20 protein-coding genes are annotated in these 16680 nt (G+C 31.9%); 4 read left to right on the forward strand and 16 right to left on the reverse strand.

The window, feature by feature from the left end; all coding sequences use genetic code 11:
• The first annotated feature begins 212 nt into the window (after positions 1-212).
• Entirely contained in the window at positions 213-1430 is a 1218-nt protein-coding gene (locus IDG45_RS04685; RefSeq protein WP_000037088.1) for a YihY/virulence factor BrkB family protein, read from the forward strand.
• Positions 1431-1542: 112 nt separating this feature from the next.
• Here the strand turns inward: IDG45_RS04685 and vraR are convergent, their stop codons facing one another.
• The 6 genes from vraR to IDG45_RS04715 all read right to left on the reverse strand — a co-directional run bounded on the left by vraR (position 1543) and on the right by IDG45_RS04715 (position 5803).
• Positions 1543-2172 (reverse strand): response regulator transcription factor VraR, encoded by a 630-nt coding sequence (vraR, locus tag IDG45_RS04690; RefSeq protein WP_000153530.1) that lies wholly within the window; start codon positions 2170-2172, stop codon positions 1543-1545.
• Entirely contained in the window at positions 2162-3205 is a 1044-nt protein-coding gene (gene vraS, locus IDG45_RS04695; protein WP_001017131.1) for a sensor histidine kinase VraS, read from the reverse strand. The genes vraR and vraS overlap by 11 nt, the downstream gene beginning before the upstream one ends.
• Positions 3202-3903: a cell wall-active antibiotics response protein VraT gene (gene vraT / locus IDG45_RS04700; protein ID WP_000149068.1), complete on the reverse strand. Its 702-nt coding sequence runs from the start codon at positions 3901-3903 to the stop codon at positions 3202-3204. The genes vraS and vraT overlap by 4 nt, the downstream gene beginning before the upstream one ends.
• A 14-nt stretch (positions 3904-3917) precedes the next feature.
• Positions 3918-4304, reverse strand: a complete 387-nt coding sequence (locus IDG45_RS04705) for a hypothetical protein (protein WP_001110179.1) — start codon at positions 4302-4304, stop codon at positions 3918-3920.
• A 216-nt stretch (positions 4305-4520) separates the two neighbouring features.
• Positions 4521-5279, reverse strand: a complete 759-nt coding sequence (map, locus tag IDG45_RS04710; protein ID WP_000636142.1) for a type I methionyl aminopeptidase — start codon at positions 5277-5279, stop codon at positions 4521-4523.
• Between the two features lie 68 nt (positions 5280-5347).
• Entirely contained in the window at positions 5348-5803 is a 456-nt protein-coding gene (locus IDG45_RS04715) for a hypothetical protein (protein ID WP_142392776.1), read from the reverse strand.
• Positions 5804-5975: 172 nt separating this feature from the next.
• Here IDG45_RS04715 and IDG45_RS04720 point away from each other — a divergent pair, with 172 nt between their 5' ends.
• Positions 5976-6962 (forward strand): FUSC family protein, encoded by a 987-nt coding sequence (locus IDG45_RS04720; protein WP_000999713.1) that lies wholly within the window; start codon positions 5976-5978, stop codon positions 6960-6962.
• A gap of 188 nt (positions 6963-7150) precedes the next feature.
• On the opposite strand, the gene IDG45_RS04725 is transcribed toward IDG45_RS04720, so the two are convergent.
• The 4 genes from IDG45_RS04725 to murT form a co-directional block, all read right to left on the reverse strand.
• The gene (locus tag IDG45_RS04725) at positions 7151-7564 is read right to left on the reverse strand and encodes a hypothetical protein (protein WP_025174475.1); all 414 of its coding nucleotides are present in this window, start codon (positions 7562-7564) and stop codon (positions 7151-7153) included.
• Between the two features lie 28 nt (positions 7565-7592).
• The gene (locus IDG45_RS04730; RefSeq protein ID WP_001790257.1) at positions 7593-7703 is read right to left on the reverse strand and encodes a hypothetical protein; all 111 of its coding nucleotides are present in this window, start codon (positions 7701-7703) and stop codon (positions 7593-7595) included.
• 85 nt (positions 7704-7788) lie between these two features.
• Positions 7789-8520, reverse strand: a complete 732-nt coding sequence (gene gatD, locus IDG45_RS04735) for a lipid II isoglutaminyl synthase subunit GatD (protein ID WP_000544973.1) — start codon at positions 8518-8520, stop codon at positions 7789-7791.
• Position 8521: 1 nt separating this feature from the next.
• Positions 8522-9835 carry a lipid II isoglutaminyl synthase subunit MurT gene (gene murT / locus IDG45_RS04740; RefSeq protein ID WP_001250333.1) on the reverse strand — a complete coding sequence of 438 codons (1314 nt, stop codon included), beginning with the start codon at positions 9833-9835 and terminating at the stop codon, positions 8522-8524.
• 291 nt (positions 9836-10126) lie between these two features.
• Between murT and ftnA the strand changes: the two genes are divergently transcribed.
• Positions 10127-10627 carry an H-type ferritin FtnA gene (gene ftnA / locus IDG45_RS04745; RefSeq protein WP_000949467.1) on the forward strand — a complete coding sequence of 167 codons (501 nt, stop codon included), beginning with the start codon at positions 10127-10129 and terminating at the stop codon, positions 10625-10627.
• A gap of 81 nt (positions 10628-10708) precedes the next feature.
• On the opposite strand, the gene IDG45_RS04750 is transcribed toward ftnA, so the two are convergent.
• Positions 10709-10801 (reverse strand): hypothetical protein, encoded by a 93-nt coding sequence (locus IDG45_RS04750; protein ID WP_001790679.1) that lies wholly within the window; start codon positions 10799-10801, stop codon positions 10709-10711.
• Between the two features lie 216 nt (positions 10802-11017).
• Between IDG45_RS04750 and IDG45_RS04755 the strand changes: the two genes are divergently transcribed.
• Positions 11018-11572, forward strand: coding sequence for a 3'-5' exonuclease (locus tag IDG45_RS04755; RefSeq protein ID WP_000613738.1), 555 nt, complete (start codon positions 11018-11020; stop codon positions 11570-11572).
• Positions 11573-11638: 66 nt separating this feature from the next.
• Here the strand turns inward: IDG45_RS04755 and dinB are convergent, their stop codons facing one another.
• The 5 genes from dinB to IDG45_RS04780 form a co-directional block, all read right to left on the reverse strand.
• Positions 11639-12709 (reverse strand): DNA polymerase IV, encoded by a 1071-nt coding sequence (dinB, locus tag IDG45_RS04760; protein ID WP_000140174.1) that lies wholly within the window; start codon positions 12707-12709, stop codon positions 11639-11641.
• Between the two features lie 245 nt (positions 12710-12954).
• Entirely contained in the window at positions 12955-13485 is a 531-nt protein-coding gene (locus IDG45_RS04765) for a DUF3267 domain-containing protein (RefSeq protein WP_000548781.1), read from the reverse strand.
• A gap of 169 nt (positions 13486-13654) precedes the next feature.
• Positions 13655-15016, reverse strand: a complete 1362-nt coding sequence (gene rlmD / locus IDG45_RS04770) for a 23S rRNA (uracil(1939)-C(5))-methyltransferase RlmD (protein ID WP_001196015.1) — start codon at positions 15014-15016, stop codon at positions 13655-13657.
• A gap of 80 nt (positions 15017-15096) precedes the next feature.
• Complete coding sequence (locus tag IDG45_RS04775) at positions 15097-16044, reverse strand: diacylglycerol kinase (protein WP_001231458.1); 948 nt, start codon at positions 16042-16044, stop codon at positions 15097-15099.
• 465 nt (positions 16045-16509) lie between these two features.
• Positions 16510-16656, reverse strand: coding sequence for a hypothetical protein (locus IDG45_RS04780; protein WP_001807163.1), 147 nt, complete (start codon positions 16654-16656; stop codon positions 16510-16512).
• Positions 16657-16680: the final 24 nt, after the last annotated feature.

Below are 16680 nucleotides of genomic sequence, written 5' to 3' on the forward strand. Positions count from 1 at the left end.
TAAATGATAATACAATGATTGGCCAAACTGCATTGTTTCAGTATTGCCTTTGTTTTAATTTTAAATCAAAATAGCCTATGAAAGATTTAAATCAATTAATTTCTATAATATTATCATTTTTATAGCATATCATTGTTTAGTTTTTTTATAATTGGATAAATACTAATAGTTACTTTATAAAACATTACATAGAGAAAGGTTAAGGAGTGCACATGTCGAAAAAGGATCACTCTTCTTCAAAATACCTTAATTCTGTTAAGGAAGCGCAAGAGGAGTCAAAAAAGAAAAATAAAAGTAATCCCAAAATTGATGTTGATCGTACATATATTGAACCTCAACAATTCCAATCTAAGAAACCTAAAAAAGAGGATCAGGTTTTCTTCTTATCAAGATTAAATAAACCTGCAAAATATAAGAAAGACTCTAATTTCTTATCATATCTCATCTATCGCATAGGAAAAGATGATGCCTCAGGACTAGCAGCGCAAATGACTTACCATTTCGTACTTGCTATGTTCCCTATGTTGCTTTTCCTATTAACACTATTACCATTTTTCAATATTAAGCAGAGTCAAATTACTAATATGTTAAGTAATGCACCCGCTGAAACATCTACTCTAATTAAGAGTGTAATTGGTGATATAACTCAAAACTCCAGTGGTGGCTTATTATCTATCGGTTTGATTTTAGCAATTTGGTCAGCTTCAAATGGAATGACTGCAATTATGAATTCTTTCAATGTTGCTTACGATGTAGAAGATAGCCGTAATGGAATCGTATTAAAACTACTAAGTGTAGTCTTCACTGTAGTTATGGGCGTTGTGTTTGTAGTTGCTCTAGCATTACCAACGCTTGGTTCTGTAATTAGTCATTTCCTATTCGGTCCACTTGGATTTGATGAACAAGTGAAATGGATTTTTAATCTTATTAGAATTGTGTTACCAATCATTATTATATTTATCGTGTTTATCGTGTTATATTCGGTTGCACCTAACGTTAAAACAAAACTTAAATCAGTATTACCTGGTGCAGTTTTTACTTCAATTATTTGGTTAGCTGGTTCATTTGGTTTTGGTTGGTATATTTCAAATTTTGGTAACTATTCTAAAACATATGGCAGTATCGCGGGTATCATCATTTTGTTACTATGGTTATATATCACAAGTTTTATTATAATTGTCGGTGCTGAAATCAATGCAATCATTCATCAGCGTAGTGTAATTAAAGGTAAAACACCTGAAGAAGCAGCATTAGAACATGATGACAATAATAAAAATCATTATAATGAGAACACTAGGTACGAATATGATGAAGATACTAATGCAACACATCAACGAACGTATCATGTTGATGAACATCCTAGTGATACCTATCCAGAAGATGATAAAAATATAAAAGACAAAATCGTTGATAAGCTTAAAAAAGACTAAACAACAATAAAACAGAGGTTTTCGCTAATGATTGCGAAGACCTCTGTTTTTTGGTGTCTATTTGATGTTATATTGTGATTGGCGTAAGTAACTTTTCTTAATTCGATATGAACTATTGAATTAAATTATGTTGGAATGCATAGATTACAGCTTGTGTTCTATCTTGCACTTCTAACTTACTTAAAATGTTACTCACATGTGTCTTAACCGTTTTAATAGTAATATGCGATGCACTAGCAATTTCTTGATTTGAGTAACCTTTCGCAATCAATAATAATATTTCCATTTCTCGTTCTGTAAGCATTTCATATAACTCTGCGCGCTTTTTCATACGGTTACGCATTTTCACTAAAACTTCCGGTTCAAAAACAGATTCTCCTCTAGAAGTTTTACGAACTGCATCGGCGATATCTTTTGCACTTGTTGTTTTTAAAATGTAACTATCGACACCTGCATCTAATGCACGATATACCTCTTTATCTTCAATAAAACTAGTTAACATTAATACTTTAATTTGCGGTAAATCTTTTTTAATCTGAGTCGTCGCTTCTACACCATCCATGTCATCCATAAGTAAATCCATTAAAATTAAATCTGGCTTCAACTCATGGGCTTTGGCAATTGCTTCTTTACCAGAAGCGCCTTCACCAACTACTTCAATATCACTTTGCGTTGATAGATAACTTGAAATTCCTATACGTACCATTTCATGATCATCCACAAACAATACTTTAATCGTCATACGAATCCTCCTTATTTAAAGGTGCTTTCACCTCGATACGTGTACCCGAATCTGGCAATGATACAATATGGAACGTTGCACCAATTTCCAAAGCTCTTTCACGCATATTTTTAAGTCCATAACTTTGTTCTAATTTTTCATCAACATTAAAACCTTTACCATTGTCTTGAATTCTCAACAATAAATAATCGTCTTTATTAAACAATTCTACTGTCACTTTTGTACCGTTTGAATGACGCAATGTATTCGAAATTGCTTCCTGTGTAATTCTGAACAAATGATCTTCAATACCTTTAGGCACTTTAAAATCTTGAATTTCATGCACAACTTTCATTGGCACTTTTTTTTGTAAATCAATAACTAAATCTTTAATACCCTCACCTAAAGATTTGTCTTTTAAACCAAGCGGTCTTAAATGTAACAGCAAAGCACGCATTTCTAACTGCGAATCTTGAACCATTTTCTCTAAAATCGGAATTTGTTGGTCTAATGGTGGTTCTAACTTCGTTTCTTTGATAGCAGATAGCATCATACTTGCCGCAAAAAGTTGCTGACTAACAGAATCGTGAAGTTCTCGTGCTAGTCTTTGACGTTCATCTTCAATAATCTTTTTAACTTTCACATCATTAATATTATAATTTTCATTGGTTAAGTTTTGAGTTTTAAGTCGCAACTTATGCAATTCTTGATTTAAAGGTACGAGTGTATGGTATAAATCTAACGTTTCACTATATATTTCTATATTTTGATCATTAATGCCAACTGTTTCGCCTTCCATTGAACGCTCAATTTGCGTCTTAATCCAATCATTTTGCTGATTGATTTTGTAAGCGAGTACCGAACCAACAATAATACACAATAAAATGATGATGAGATTTAAAAATAAAAAGACTGGTATTCCGAATATTTGTGTATAAAACATACCTTGAAAATAGATGATATTTACAAAAACTTTATCGATGAACAGAAATGCAGCTAGCATGCTATATACTAAGATGAGCATTGAACCAATTGTTCTAATGTAGTGGTTCATCGATAAATCACCTCTACGTCTCCGATAAACGTTGATACGTAGATATTAACTGTATAGTTATCCGGTTTCATCATTTCTTCAATATGAATATTGTTATTTTCAACTTTATATGATTTTTCATTCACGTAAGTACTTCCATAAAAAGCAGCTACATGTAAATTAATATTGTAATTAACCGGCAATATAACCTGCACTTTACCTAAAATGTGTCTAACAACAATGGTATTATTTTCCTTAATATTTGCAGCTTTTGTTAAGTCAATATGTAGGTCGCCAATTCCATGTTGAATTTGTACATCTTCCCACTTATATACATAAACTGGTGTACGTTGCTCACCAAACCACTTTTGTTTAATAAAAGATGGTGAAGTCGTAACCTCATCCGTCGCAACTACTTTTTTTGGTTTAAACTTGTGTATTAAATAACGCACAATAAGTAGTAATAAAAAGACGAACAAGATGATGATTGTATACTTATTAGACAATAATGTGAATGCAATTAATAGCGCGCCTATCCAAAACGCCAAAAGGCCACGTATTTTATGAAAATAAAGATATCCTACATAAACTAATACACATCCCAATAATAGAACGAGTAAAAAGCCAATTTTTTCAAAAAATATGTAGTAAAAATTGGCAATAATCATTAATGCAGTAAAAATGATCAACATTTGCGTTGATATATATTTGTGTGTCATGTTTCGCCGCCTTTCTATGCCACAGCGTTCATATAATTTATTAGATACGATGTTTTTTCTGTTGCTATTTTTTCAGTTGAAGTTTGTTGAATTTGAGTTTCAATTTGTGCATAATATGCTTCAACTTTATTCAACTCTGATTTAATATTTTCAATTTCTTGATTATTGATTTCTCTTGCACATTGAATTTGAAATGCTTCAGCAATATCAATATATTTATTTTCTAATGTTAGCATTAGACTGTCAATTAACTTGCTAAGTTGTTCTTTTTTAGTAATTAAATAACGCATATAGTCATCTAAATTTTTCATTTTTTCATCTAACATTAAAAGGTAGTGCTTGATATTATTTCTTACTGTTGCTCTCAAAAACTGTTCAATATAACGTTCAACATAGTTCATAACTATCACCTTTTATAATAAGTTTTAAAATACCAAATGCGCTATGTATCTTCGTTGATGTCGATGATATGTTTGCTTAAAAACTACTTTATTACAACATATTTTTGAAATGACGCATTGATTGTGTTCTTAATTATTATAAAACAGTTCCGAAACCAATATGAATAGGCTCCGGAACTAAATGATGTTCATACTTTAGTCTTAGTATATGTTGAACTATTCTTCTTCAATCTTTGTCGTTAAAATCGGACCATCCTTAGTCACGATAACCGTATGCTCAATTTGAGCGACAAAACTTTTATCGCTCGTTTCAAAAGCCCATTCATTTTTACCTTCTGTAACAAATGATGCATTTGATGAGATAAACGGTTCAATAGCTAATACCATACCTTCAGTTAATAATGTTTTATCTTTTGGATCAAAGTAATTAAGTACATGTGCTGGCGCTTCATGTAATGATAAACCAACACCATGACCTGTTAAGTTTTTAATGACTTTCAAATCATTTTGTCTAGCTGTATTATGCACCGCTTTACCAATGTTACTTAACTTAGTACCCGGTTTTACTTTTGCAATTGCATTCTCAAATGCCATCGTTGCTACGTCACATACTTTTTGTTTCATTGGATCGTCTGATTCTCCAACGACAAATGAAATGCCTGTATCTGCATAATAGCCATTCTTCAATGCCGATACATCAATATTTACTAAATCTCCTTCACGAATGACACGCTTACTTGGAATCCCATGTGCCACCTCTTCATTCACACTAATACACGTTTGACCAGGAAAATTTTCATCATGAATTGGCGCAGAAATAGCACCGTATTCTTCAAATAACTCTTTCGCAATATTATCAAGCTCTTTCGTAGTGATACCTGGTTTGGTTGCAGCTTGCATTGTATTGCGCACTTTAGCGCATATGTATCCAATTTCTTTTAACGCTTGTAATTCTTCTTCTGTTTTTACAATCATTTTATCCCGTTCCTTTTTTATATAATTATAACTTATTATAGCAAAAATTCTTTGATATACTAAAGATGTTACTTTAGTATTTTGGAAAGTGAGTGGGACATTGTGTGATAAAGAAAAAATATTTCTTTATCGTCCCCAACTTGCATTGCCTGTAGAATTTCTTTTTCGAAATTCTCTATGTTGGGGCCCCGCCAACCTGCATTGCCTGTAGAATTTCTTTTTTCGAAATTCTCTGTGTTGGGGCCCCGCCAACCTGCATTGCCTGTAGAATTTCTTTTTTTGAAATTCTCTATGTTGGGACCCTCCCCAACTTGCATTGTCTGTAGAAATTGGTGTTCCAATTTCTCTATGTTGGGGCCCACACCCCAACTTGCATTGCCTGTAGAATTTCTTTTCGAAATTCTCTGTGTTGGGGCCCCGCCAACTTGCACATTATCGTAAGCTGACTTTTTGTCAGCTTCTGTGTTGGCGCCCCGGACTAGAATTGAAAAATGCTTGTTACAAGTGCATTTTATTTCAGTCAACTACTAACAATATAACATTGTGGAGCCCAGAACTTTGATTAATGTATATGAAAATCAAAGTAATGCTTAAGCATGATTATTTCAAATGTTTTACATACATGAACTTTTCCAATGTACGATACTATTATTATAAAGCGCTCGCTAAGATTTTACGATGATTAGAGGTTAAAAAATGAACGATCAATGGTATAAACATTTAATTGGTGCCAGAACAATTAAAACTGGTATTGCCATTTTTTTAACTGCTGTCTTTTGTATGGCACTAGATTTAACTCCCATCTATGCCATTTTAACAGCTGTAGTCACAATTGAACCAACTGCCAAGGCATCACTTATTAAAGGTTATCGTAGATTACCTGCTACGGTAATTGGTGCAGGCTTTGCAGTATTATTTACATATTTATTCGGCGATCAATCACCTTTTACATATGCATTGAGTGCGACGTTCACGATTTTATTCTGTACAAAACTCAAATTGCAAGTTGGTACGAATGTTGCTGTACTAACATCATTAGCTATGATTCCAGGTATTCATGATGCCTACATATTCAACTTTTTGTCTCGAACATTGACGGCGATTATTGGACTCGTGACATCAGGTTTAATTAACTTCATGGTGTTTCCACCTAAGTATTATGGTCAGGTCGAAGAAAAATTAAGTAAGACAGATGCCTTGATGTATAAATTATTTTACAATCGCTGCCAAGAACTTATTTTATCAAGACTGCAATCTGATAAAAGCGAAAAAGCATATAAAAATATTTTCAATTTAAACAATCAAGTTGAAACGTTAATAAGTTATCAACGTGACGAATTAAGCTATCATAAGAAAAAAGAATGTGATTGGAAATTACTCAACCAATTAACTAAACGTGCATATACGAATCGTTTATTTATCACTCATTTATCAAATATCATTTACTTGCCTAAAAATACTCGTGTTAACTTTTCAGGTGACGAAAAAATGGCATTACTAAAAATTAGTAGTAGCATCAAAGATATATTTTATGATGGTTCATTTAAGAGAGAAGATGATTCTGTAGAAACTTTACGTTCGACAATAAAAGCACTTGAAATTAGTGGTGAAAATCAAATTAAAAGTCATATACTATACGAAGTTCTAATGATTTATCGACTGCTAGACAGCAGATATGCTTAATTTAAGCACCTTATGCTAATTGGCACCATTAGATATATTCTTACTTTATAAGTAATTTCATCGTATATAGCATGTCCCTTTTTAAAATTACAAGCATAAATATTCAGACTCAAATATAGCCACACACCTAAACTACGGAGGGATGTGGCTGTCTTTTTTGATTGCAATTATGTATCAGATTTAAATCATTAATGTAACGAGGCTAATTCATTAATAAATATATTAAAATCTGATTTAGTAACGTTTATCCTTAATGAAATACCAGATTCTGTTGCCATGTTTGAATGCCTTAAACCAGAATCAAAATCAATATAAATACAAAGCAGTTCTTGATTAAAATCAATAATCGTAAAATGTAAATCAGGTTCTATAAAATATATTTCGGTAACTGGATTATCGTATTCCATATGTTTTAAATTGTCCATGTCACTATCAAAAAGTGCAAATTCAAATTTAATTTCTTGATCTTCGAAAGTTGCACTAGTGTCGAAATAATAAATTTTATTATCTTCTTCGATAACTACATCTTTTAAAATAAATGTTATCGATGTTTTACTATGTACATAAGATGCATCTCTTAAAATCACTTTAGTAGGCTTCATCGTCAAATTCCTTTCATCATTCATTTTTTCATGTTGCATAATCACCATTACTATTGATAATTCTAGGATAGATACTCATTGTATAATAATTATTCACTAGAACAAAAAAACACACATCAATTTGGTTGTTTCCATCCAAAATAATGTGTGTGTTTATACATATATGATTAATTACTATACTTCATCGTTTATCAATTTTAAATCCATTGATGCGATGTTCAGAGTTAACGAGATTTCTTCTGTCTATTTGCTCTGTCTATTAATACTTGTTTCGCTTGCTTTTCCGCTTCATTATCTATTTCTTTAGGCTCAAACGGAATACCCTTACGTTCACAAGCTTTTTCTAACAGATAATCAGTGATTTCGTAATTTTTAGGTAAAATTGGTCCGTGTAAATAAGTACCTAATAAATTTTTATAATGAATGCCTTCTTTTTTATCTTCATCATTATTACCATAACCAAAAGTAACATGACCAAGTGTACCGAAATTATGATATGTTCTACCACCATGATTTTCAAAACCTACAATAGTTCCAAAAGTATCACTTTCGATAACAATATCTCCTGTTAATCGGTTTGTCTTTGATTCAGTATAAAAATCTAAAATACCTAACCCTTCTAATTCTGTACCATCAGGCGTGATATATTTTTTTCCTAAAAATTGATAGCCTCCACAAATCGTTAATCCCGGCATACCATCTTCAATCGCTTCTTTAAGTGGTGTCTTAATTTTACTTAATTCTTTTGTTGCTAATGCTTGTTCTCTATCACTTCCACCACCAATAAAGAAAATATCACATTCATCAAAGGTAATACCTTCTGTTTCATTGATTTCTACGACATTAACTTTAATATTTCGTTTTTTTGCACGTTGTCTTAAAGCAATAATATTTCCTATATCACTGTATAAATTCAATTTATCTGACATAAAATGATAAATCGTCAATTCATGCATATTATGATTGACCTCCTTCAAACGAACGGTTTAATTGTTCAAGCATAGGCGCTAATGATGTATAGTTTGGTATTGCAACTGTGAAACCTTTATAATCCATAGTCTTTGCCGTTGCTTTATAAATATCACGCTCAACTATAATTGGTACTTCAACCTCTGCTAACTTCAATCGCAATTGAAGTTCTTCTGCTCGTGTACCTGTCACGATGATAGCTTCAATTTGTTGCTTAGATAATTTTTCAAAATCTGCATCATAAATCCATGAAGTATCTCGACCATCTGCAGCGTTATCATTTAGCGAAATAACATACACTTTTTCGCCCTCTAATTGTTCACCAACTGATAAACTTGCATTCATTCCTGCAGGGTTTTTAGCTAAATTAATCATCGCTTCTTTTCGTTCTTTTTTAAAGTACTGCATACGACCATTGTCTGATGTATACGTTTCAAAGCCATTTTTAATTGCTTGTTCATTTAACCCTAGCTCTCTTAAAACTGTATATGCTGCTAACGCGTTATAAGCGTTAAAGTCACCTGCAATTTTCATATCATATTTTTCATCATTGATATTTAAATGTAAAAACGGTGCCACATCAAAACTTGATATTTCATATTTTGCTTGCTCTCGTTTGAAACCACACTGACAGTGATAATGACCAATTTGATTATAATGAATATAATCGTATTGCAATAAGCGACCACAGTTTGGACAATATCTACTTTCATTCATCGTACTTTGCTCAAATTCATGTGCATGTGCTTTCATACCATAGTACACAATCGTATCACTTGCGATTTTCAAACGACTCACAAATGGATCATCAGCATTTAGCAATAATTTGATGCCTTTATTACTAATTGTCTCTGCAATGTTGTTAACCATAATATCAATTTCACCGAAGCGATCCATTTGATCTCTAAAGAAATTAGTAAATACCATCATTGAAGGTGTAACTTCTTTTAACACACGTGGAATCGAACCTTCATCAATTTCGATTACCGCAATTTTAGTCTTAGGTGTTGATTGCATGATGAATGCAGAAGTTATACCTGCAGCCATATTAGCACCTTCATTATTGTGTATAATTTGAATATTATTTGCTTTTAAAGTATGTCCAATTAAGTTTGAAGTCGTTGTTTTACCATTTGTTCCACTGATAAATACAATATCATCAACTTGCTCTGCTAATTTTCTTAATATATCTGTATCCACTTTTCTAGCGATTTGTCCAGGTAAATCTGTTCCTCTTTTACCTACTGCTCTACTTGCTTTACGCGCCAATTTCGCTAGATGGATTGCCGTCCACTGTCTCATGTGTTTCCTCCTCAAATTTCCACTCGCATCATTATAACATGACAAGGCAACTTCAAAAAAGTTTCTCAATCACAAATTGATACAGCGTTTCTAAATTATAAGCATTCTCATTTAGATAATTAAAAATGATATTTATTCTCAATTAAATCTCGCTAAATGATACATTTTCTCAATTATAATGCTGAAATCGGGCATTAAATTATAATTATTATTATTTACAATTGAGAATGAGTTTGTTATACTAAGTTTAATTCATAGTAATTTTAATTTACAAATAAGAGGTGCATCAAAATGTTAAGTAAAAATTTATTAGAAGCATTAAATGATCAAATGAACCATGAGTACTTTGCAGCACATGCATATATGGCAATGGCAGCATACTGTGATAAAGAATCGTACGAAGGATTTGCAAACTTCTTCATTCAACAAGCTAAAGAAGAACGTTTCCATGGACAAAAGATTTATAACTATATTAACGACAGAGGTGCACATGCAGAATTCAGAGCAGTTTCAGCACCAAAAATTGACTTTTCAAGCATACTAGAAACTTTCAAAGACAGCTTATCTCAAGAACAAGAAGTAACAAGACGTTTCTATAACTTATCTGAAATCGCTCGTCAAGATAAAGATTATGCAACTATCTCATTCTTAAACTGGTTCTTAGATGAACAAGTCGAAGAAGAATCAATGTTTGAAACTCACATCAATTATTTAACTCGTATCGGCGATGACAGCAATGCATTATATCTTTACGAAAAAGAACTTGGCGCTCGTACATTCGACGAAGAATAATTAAACATCACTACAATAGACAGATAAATATCATACGACATGATAGACATTTGGGTCACATACAATAACCCAATGTCTATATTATTTTGCTTTACGGAGATCACTAGATTCATTTTCTGAATCATTGATCTGCGTTTTTTCATTTTCAAGGCTAATTATTGTATTTTTAGTCATTTATTTTTTAAACTACTAATGTTAATAACTCTAAATTTAATGTTGAATTAATTTGACCGATTTTAAAGCATATCATCATTTACTTTTTAATCAGAGTTACATCCAAATGATAGATTTCACGTTATACCTTCACGTATAATATTATGTATCGTTTGTAAGCAAATGACTAAAAAGTCTTTTAATATATACATTTAATTAATTGAAAGGATTGACTACATGATACAAGATGCTTTTGTTGCACTTGATTTTGAAACAGCAAATGGTAAACGTACAAGTATTTGTTCTGTCGGAATGGTTAAAGTCATTGATAGTCAAATAACAGAAACATTTCATACTCTTGTGAATCCTCAAGACTATTTTTCACAACAAAATATTAAAGTTCATGGCATACAACCAGAAGATGTTGAAAATGCACCTACGTTTGACTACGTATTTCCATATATGATGCAATTTATTGCAGATTTACCTGTTGTCGCACATAACGCGGCATTTGATATGAACGTCTTACATCAAAGCATTCAAAATATTGGTTTACCAACTCCAAATTTAACTTACTTTTGTAGTTATCAACTTGCTAAAAGAACCGTTGATTCGTATCGATACGGTTTAAAACATATGATGGAGTTTTATCAATTAGATTTTCATGGTCATCATGATGCATTGAATGATGCCAAAGCATGTGCAATGATTACTTTTAGGCTACTGAAAAATTATGAAAATTTAACATATGTAACTAATATTTATGGTAAAAATCTAAAAGATAAAGGCTAGGACTAAATAAAATACTCCCTTCAAAGTAAGCATTGTAAAAATGTAAACTTTGCAGGGAGCTTTATTTTATATAAAGTCATATATCGTCATATTTTTATAAGTCGATTGTTCTAAATTACCTACAGTGACACCAATAAGTCGAATTGGTACATCAGGGTCTTTTAAATCGTTATAAAGTAAATATGCAATATTATAAATATCTTCTTCAGAACTAACCGAATCTCTTAAACTCATCTGTTTAGATAACGTTTCAAATTGATAAGTTTTAATTTTAACCGTTACAGTTTTAGCTGACTTCTGTAATTTATTTAGACGTTCAGCTGTTTTACCTGACAACTCCCATACTTTTCTTAAAATCTCTTCATCATCATTCACGTCTGTTGCAAATGTACGTTCTGTCCCTACTGATTTTCTTACTCTTGATGATTTAACTTCACTATGGTCAATACCGCGTGCCTTGTTATATAAACCCCGACCTCTTTTTCCAAACAAACGTATTAATTCAAATTCCGTTTTCTCATATAAATCTCTACCGTTAAAAATACCTTTATCATGCATTACTTTTTTGGAAGCTTTACCTACGCCTGGAAAATCTCCAATATCCAATGTCATCAAAATATCATGGACATTTTGATAATCAATCACAGTCATACCATCAGGTTTATTCATACCACTCGCTAATTTAGCTAAAAATTTGTTATAAGAAACACCTGCAGATGCTGTTAAATGTGTCTGCTCTAGAATATCTTTTCTAATATACTGAGCAATTTTCGAAGCAGGAAGGTCTGGTCTCACTAATTCTGTAATATCTAAATACGCTTCATCCAATGACATCGGTTCTACCTTGTCTGTATAACTTCGGAAAATAGACATAATCTGCGCAGATGTTTCTCGGTAAGCACCAAAATTACTTGTGACAAAGTATCCATTTGGACATAATTTATGCGCTTGTGACATAGGCATTGCTGAATGGACGCCGTATTTTCGTGCTTCATAAGATGCCGTAGAGACAACACCCCTACTACTTGCTTTACCACCAACAATGACTGGTTTCCCTTTCAATTTGGGGTTATCTCTCATTTCGACTTGTGCAAAAAAATAGTCCATATCTATATGAATAATTCGTCTCTCAGTCAAGTGCTCACCTCCCTCTAATTTTTACTTTTATAACGCACAAAAATATCTCAACATAATTATACGCTGTGTACGATTTTTTTACATAAATCTTGCACTTAGCGATAACTATATTGAGATAACTACAAGTTGTTATAAAATCAATTGCTATTTAAGCATGATGATGAAGACGATTGAGTAAGAAAACATAGGTAATCTGAAATAATTCAAGCAAATTCATTTTGTTGGTATCATCATATTTAAATTTATTATTGAGTCGGCTTTTGATGATACAAATAAATACTATCTTCATCTTGTTGAACATATTTAAAACTACTAGATATTGTTAATGCAACAAGCAAAATATCTATAAAGCAATAAGCGGTATGCATACTAAACATAAAAATAAGTGATGAATAACCAAATACCTTAATTAAAATAAGCAAGCCAGTACTTAATAGGATTAGTGGTGACAGCATAATAATTGAGAATTGCCATTTGTTGAAGCAAGCATCTGCTGTTTGGAATAAGATTCTGTCTTTTTTTATATTAAACATAGGTTTGCTATCTTTTTTAAATAAAAGAAATAATGCTCTATGGATAAGTTCATGTAAAATCAATAAAATAATGAATCCAGCAAACCCATATACAAGATTGATGATGATATTTTGATCGACAACCGCTGTGACACCTAACGCCCACTTATACGTAAATAAAATCACGAATAACGCAATAACAAGTTGCAAGATAATAAACCTTCGCATTTGAAAATTATTTGTCGTTAAATCAATTTTATGCATTGCCAACCCTCCTGATCATGACATTCTTATTCTTCTTTAAATATAGTATACAATGTCACATTTAATTTAAAAAGTTCATATCAAGAAAGTAAATTGGCTGTAATAAAATTTTAATATACGATTTCTTTCTTCACTTAATAAGGCGAAATTTTATCTCAAATCATGTGCGCTATTTCAAATTGAATAATGCAACTGTCTCAACATGTGTTGTTTGTGGAAACATATCTACCGGTGTTACCTCTTCAAGTTGATATTTTTCAGCTAATAATAATGCATCACGTTGCTGTGTTGCGGGATTACATGAAATATAGACAATACGCTTAGGTTCTAATGTAAGCAAAGTCTGAATAAACGTTTCGTCACAGCCCTTTCTTGGCGGATCAACCATTACAACATCTGGTTTAATCCCTTGTGCCTTCCATTGTAAAATAACTTCTTCAGCTTTCCCACAGACAAAAGTTGTATTATTGCATTGGTTTATAGTCGCATTTTGTTGTGCGTCTTCAATTGCAGAAGGTACTACTTCAACACCGTATACATGTTTTGCATGTGGTGCCATATATAGCCCTATTGTTCCAATACCACAATAGGTATCTAATACAACTTCATTACCTGTCAATTGCGCATACTCAATTGCTTTATTATATAATTTCTCTGTTTGTTCAGAATTAATTTGGTAGAATGACTGATCACTTATTTTAAATGTACTATCTGTTAATTGATCAATAATTGTATCTTTACCATATAGCGTTATAGACTGACGTCCCATAATAACATTAGAGTGGCTATCATTAATGTTTTGTTTAATGCTTGTCACATTAGGAAATGCATCTAATATCTTCTCAACAACAGCATTTTTTTGTGACCACTTTTTACCATTAGTTACAAAAATAATCATCATTTCGTCTGTATGATATCCTGTTCTTACAACCAAATGTCTCATTAAACCTTTTTTCAATTGTTCTTGATAAATACTTACATTTAAATCTTTTAAAATAGATTTAACTTCATTCATCACTTCTTGATGTTGTGAATCTTGTATTAAACAACTTTCCATGTCAATAATGTCATGGCTTCTTTGACGATAAAAGCCCATAATAACTTCATTCTGTTCATTCTTACCAACTGGAATCTGGGACTTGTTTCGATATCTCCAAGGATCTGTCATGCCAACTGTATCGTTAATCTTAGAATTATCAAAATGCGCTTTTCGCTGAAACAAATTAATCACTTGTTCCTTTTTCATTTCAAGTTGTGCTTCGTATGATAAGTGTTGAAGTTGGCACCCACCACAACGTTCATAATATATACATGACGGTGCAACACGATTCTCACTTCTCGTATTTATATTAAGCAACTTACCTATCGCAAAGTTCTTTTTTACTTTGATAATTTTATATTCAATTTGTTCATTAATTAAAGCTTGTGGTATGAAAATAGGAAAGCGATCTATTTTTACGACACCATGGCCTTCATGCGTTAAATCAACAACTGTTCCCGTTTTAATGTCATTTTTAGCTATTACTTGCAAAATTTTACCTCCAAAAGGAACAGGTTAGGAACAAAATTATGCGCTTCCTAACCTGCCATTATATATTTCACTACTTCTGTTTATTCTTCGATTAAATTGTCATCAACATGATCATTATTTATTAACTCTTCATTTACAATATCATTAGGTGCAAAGACATCTATATGACGTTCTAGATTCAAGAAATTCGCTGGTAATTTACCACCATATTCTCCATCTACATTTAGTTGTAAGTCTGTGAATGATGAAATATTAATTGCCTTTGCTTTTTCATAAATAACTTTAGGATGCTTAGTATGTTCTCCTCTTGAAGCTAAAGTCATAATATGACCAAGTTCTGCAAGGTTTGATTTTTCAACTATAATTAACGTAAAATAGCCGTCATCTAACTTAGCGTCCGGCACTAATTTTTCAAATCCTGCCATTGAATTTGTTAAACCTAAAAAGAATAATAATGCTTCTCCTTGGAAAACATTACCATCATATTCAATTCTTAAATCTACAGCTTTCATTTGAGGTAACATTTCGAAACCTTTGATGTAATAAGCAAATGGACCAACAATAGATTTCAATTTACTCGGTGTTTCATAAGAGACCTGCGTCAATTGTCCGCCTGCAGCTAAATTAATAAAGTATCGATTATTCATTTTACCAATATCTACTTTAGTAGAATGACCTTCAATGATGACATCAAGTGCCCCCATGATGTCATTAGGTATATGCAATGCACGTCCAAAGTCATTAACAGTACCCATAGGAATGACACCTAGCTTAGGACGATTAGGCTTTTCTGCGATACCATTAACTACTTCATTTAATGTTCCGTCACCACCTGCAGCGATTAATACATCATAATTTTCATGCATAGCTCTTTCTGCTTCAAGTGTGGCATCACCGATTTTCTCGGTTGCATATGCACTCGTTTCATATCCCGCTTTTTCTAATTTTATTAAGGCATCAGGTAATTCTCTTTTAAATTGCTCTTTACCTGATGTCGGGTTATAAATGATTCTAGCACGTTTCCTCATATCTTATCCCTCTACTTAAAATTCATATATTTTAACTTCATCTTGGTTTCGTCTAATAGGGAGTGGGACAGAAATAATATTTAACAAAATTTATTTCGTTCTACCCCAACTTGCATTGTCTGTAGAATTTCCTTTCGAAATTCTCTTTGTTGGGGCCCCACTAGAATTGAAAAAAGCTTGTTACAAGCGTATTTTCTTTCAGTCAACTACTGCCAATATAACATTGTAGTGCCTAGGACATTGAATTTATGACCCAGGCTCAGTCTTATTTCATCATTCTTAATATCGTTAAAGACCAACTTGTATCTCAAACAAATACTATCTCAATATGTACAAAGGTTGTTATTTATTCAGCATTTTTGCCGTTCTTCGTTATATAGACTTCGTCAATTATGCTATTTTACCTTTAAAATGATGTTGTAAATATAATGTTGTCTTTATACAAAAATGTTTTATACCTTTTTATTATACAGTTTGCCTTAATATAATTAAAGCTAACGCATTAATAAAATTAATATTTTTACCAATAACATGTACAATGAATAAAGTTAAAAGTAATATGACTTCTATAAATATAAATAAACCCTCGATTGCATCTAAGTCAGCAACCAAGGGTTCAGTGTTATATCATCATAG

Origin of the sequence: Staphylococcus sp. EG-SA-10 (assembly GCF_017151945.1) — a bacterium.
GTDB lineage: Bacteria > Bacillota > Bacilli > Staphylococcales > Staphylococcaceae > Staphylococcus > Staphylococcus aureus.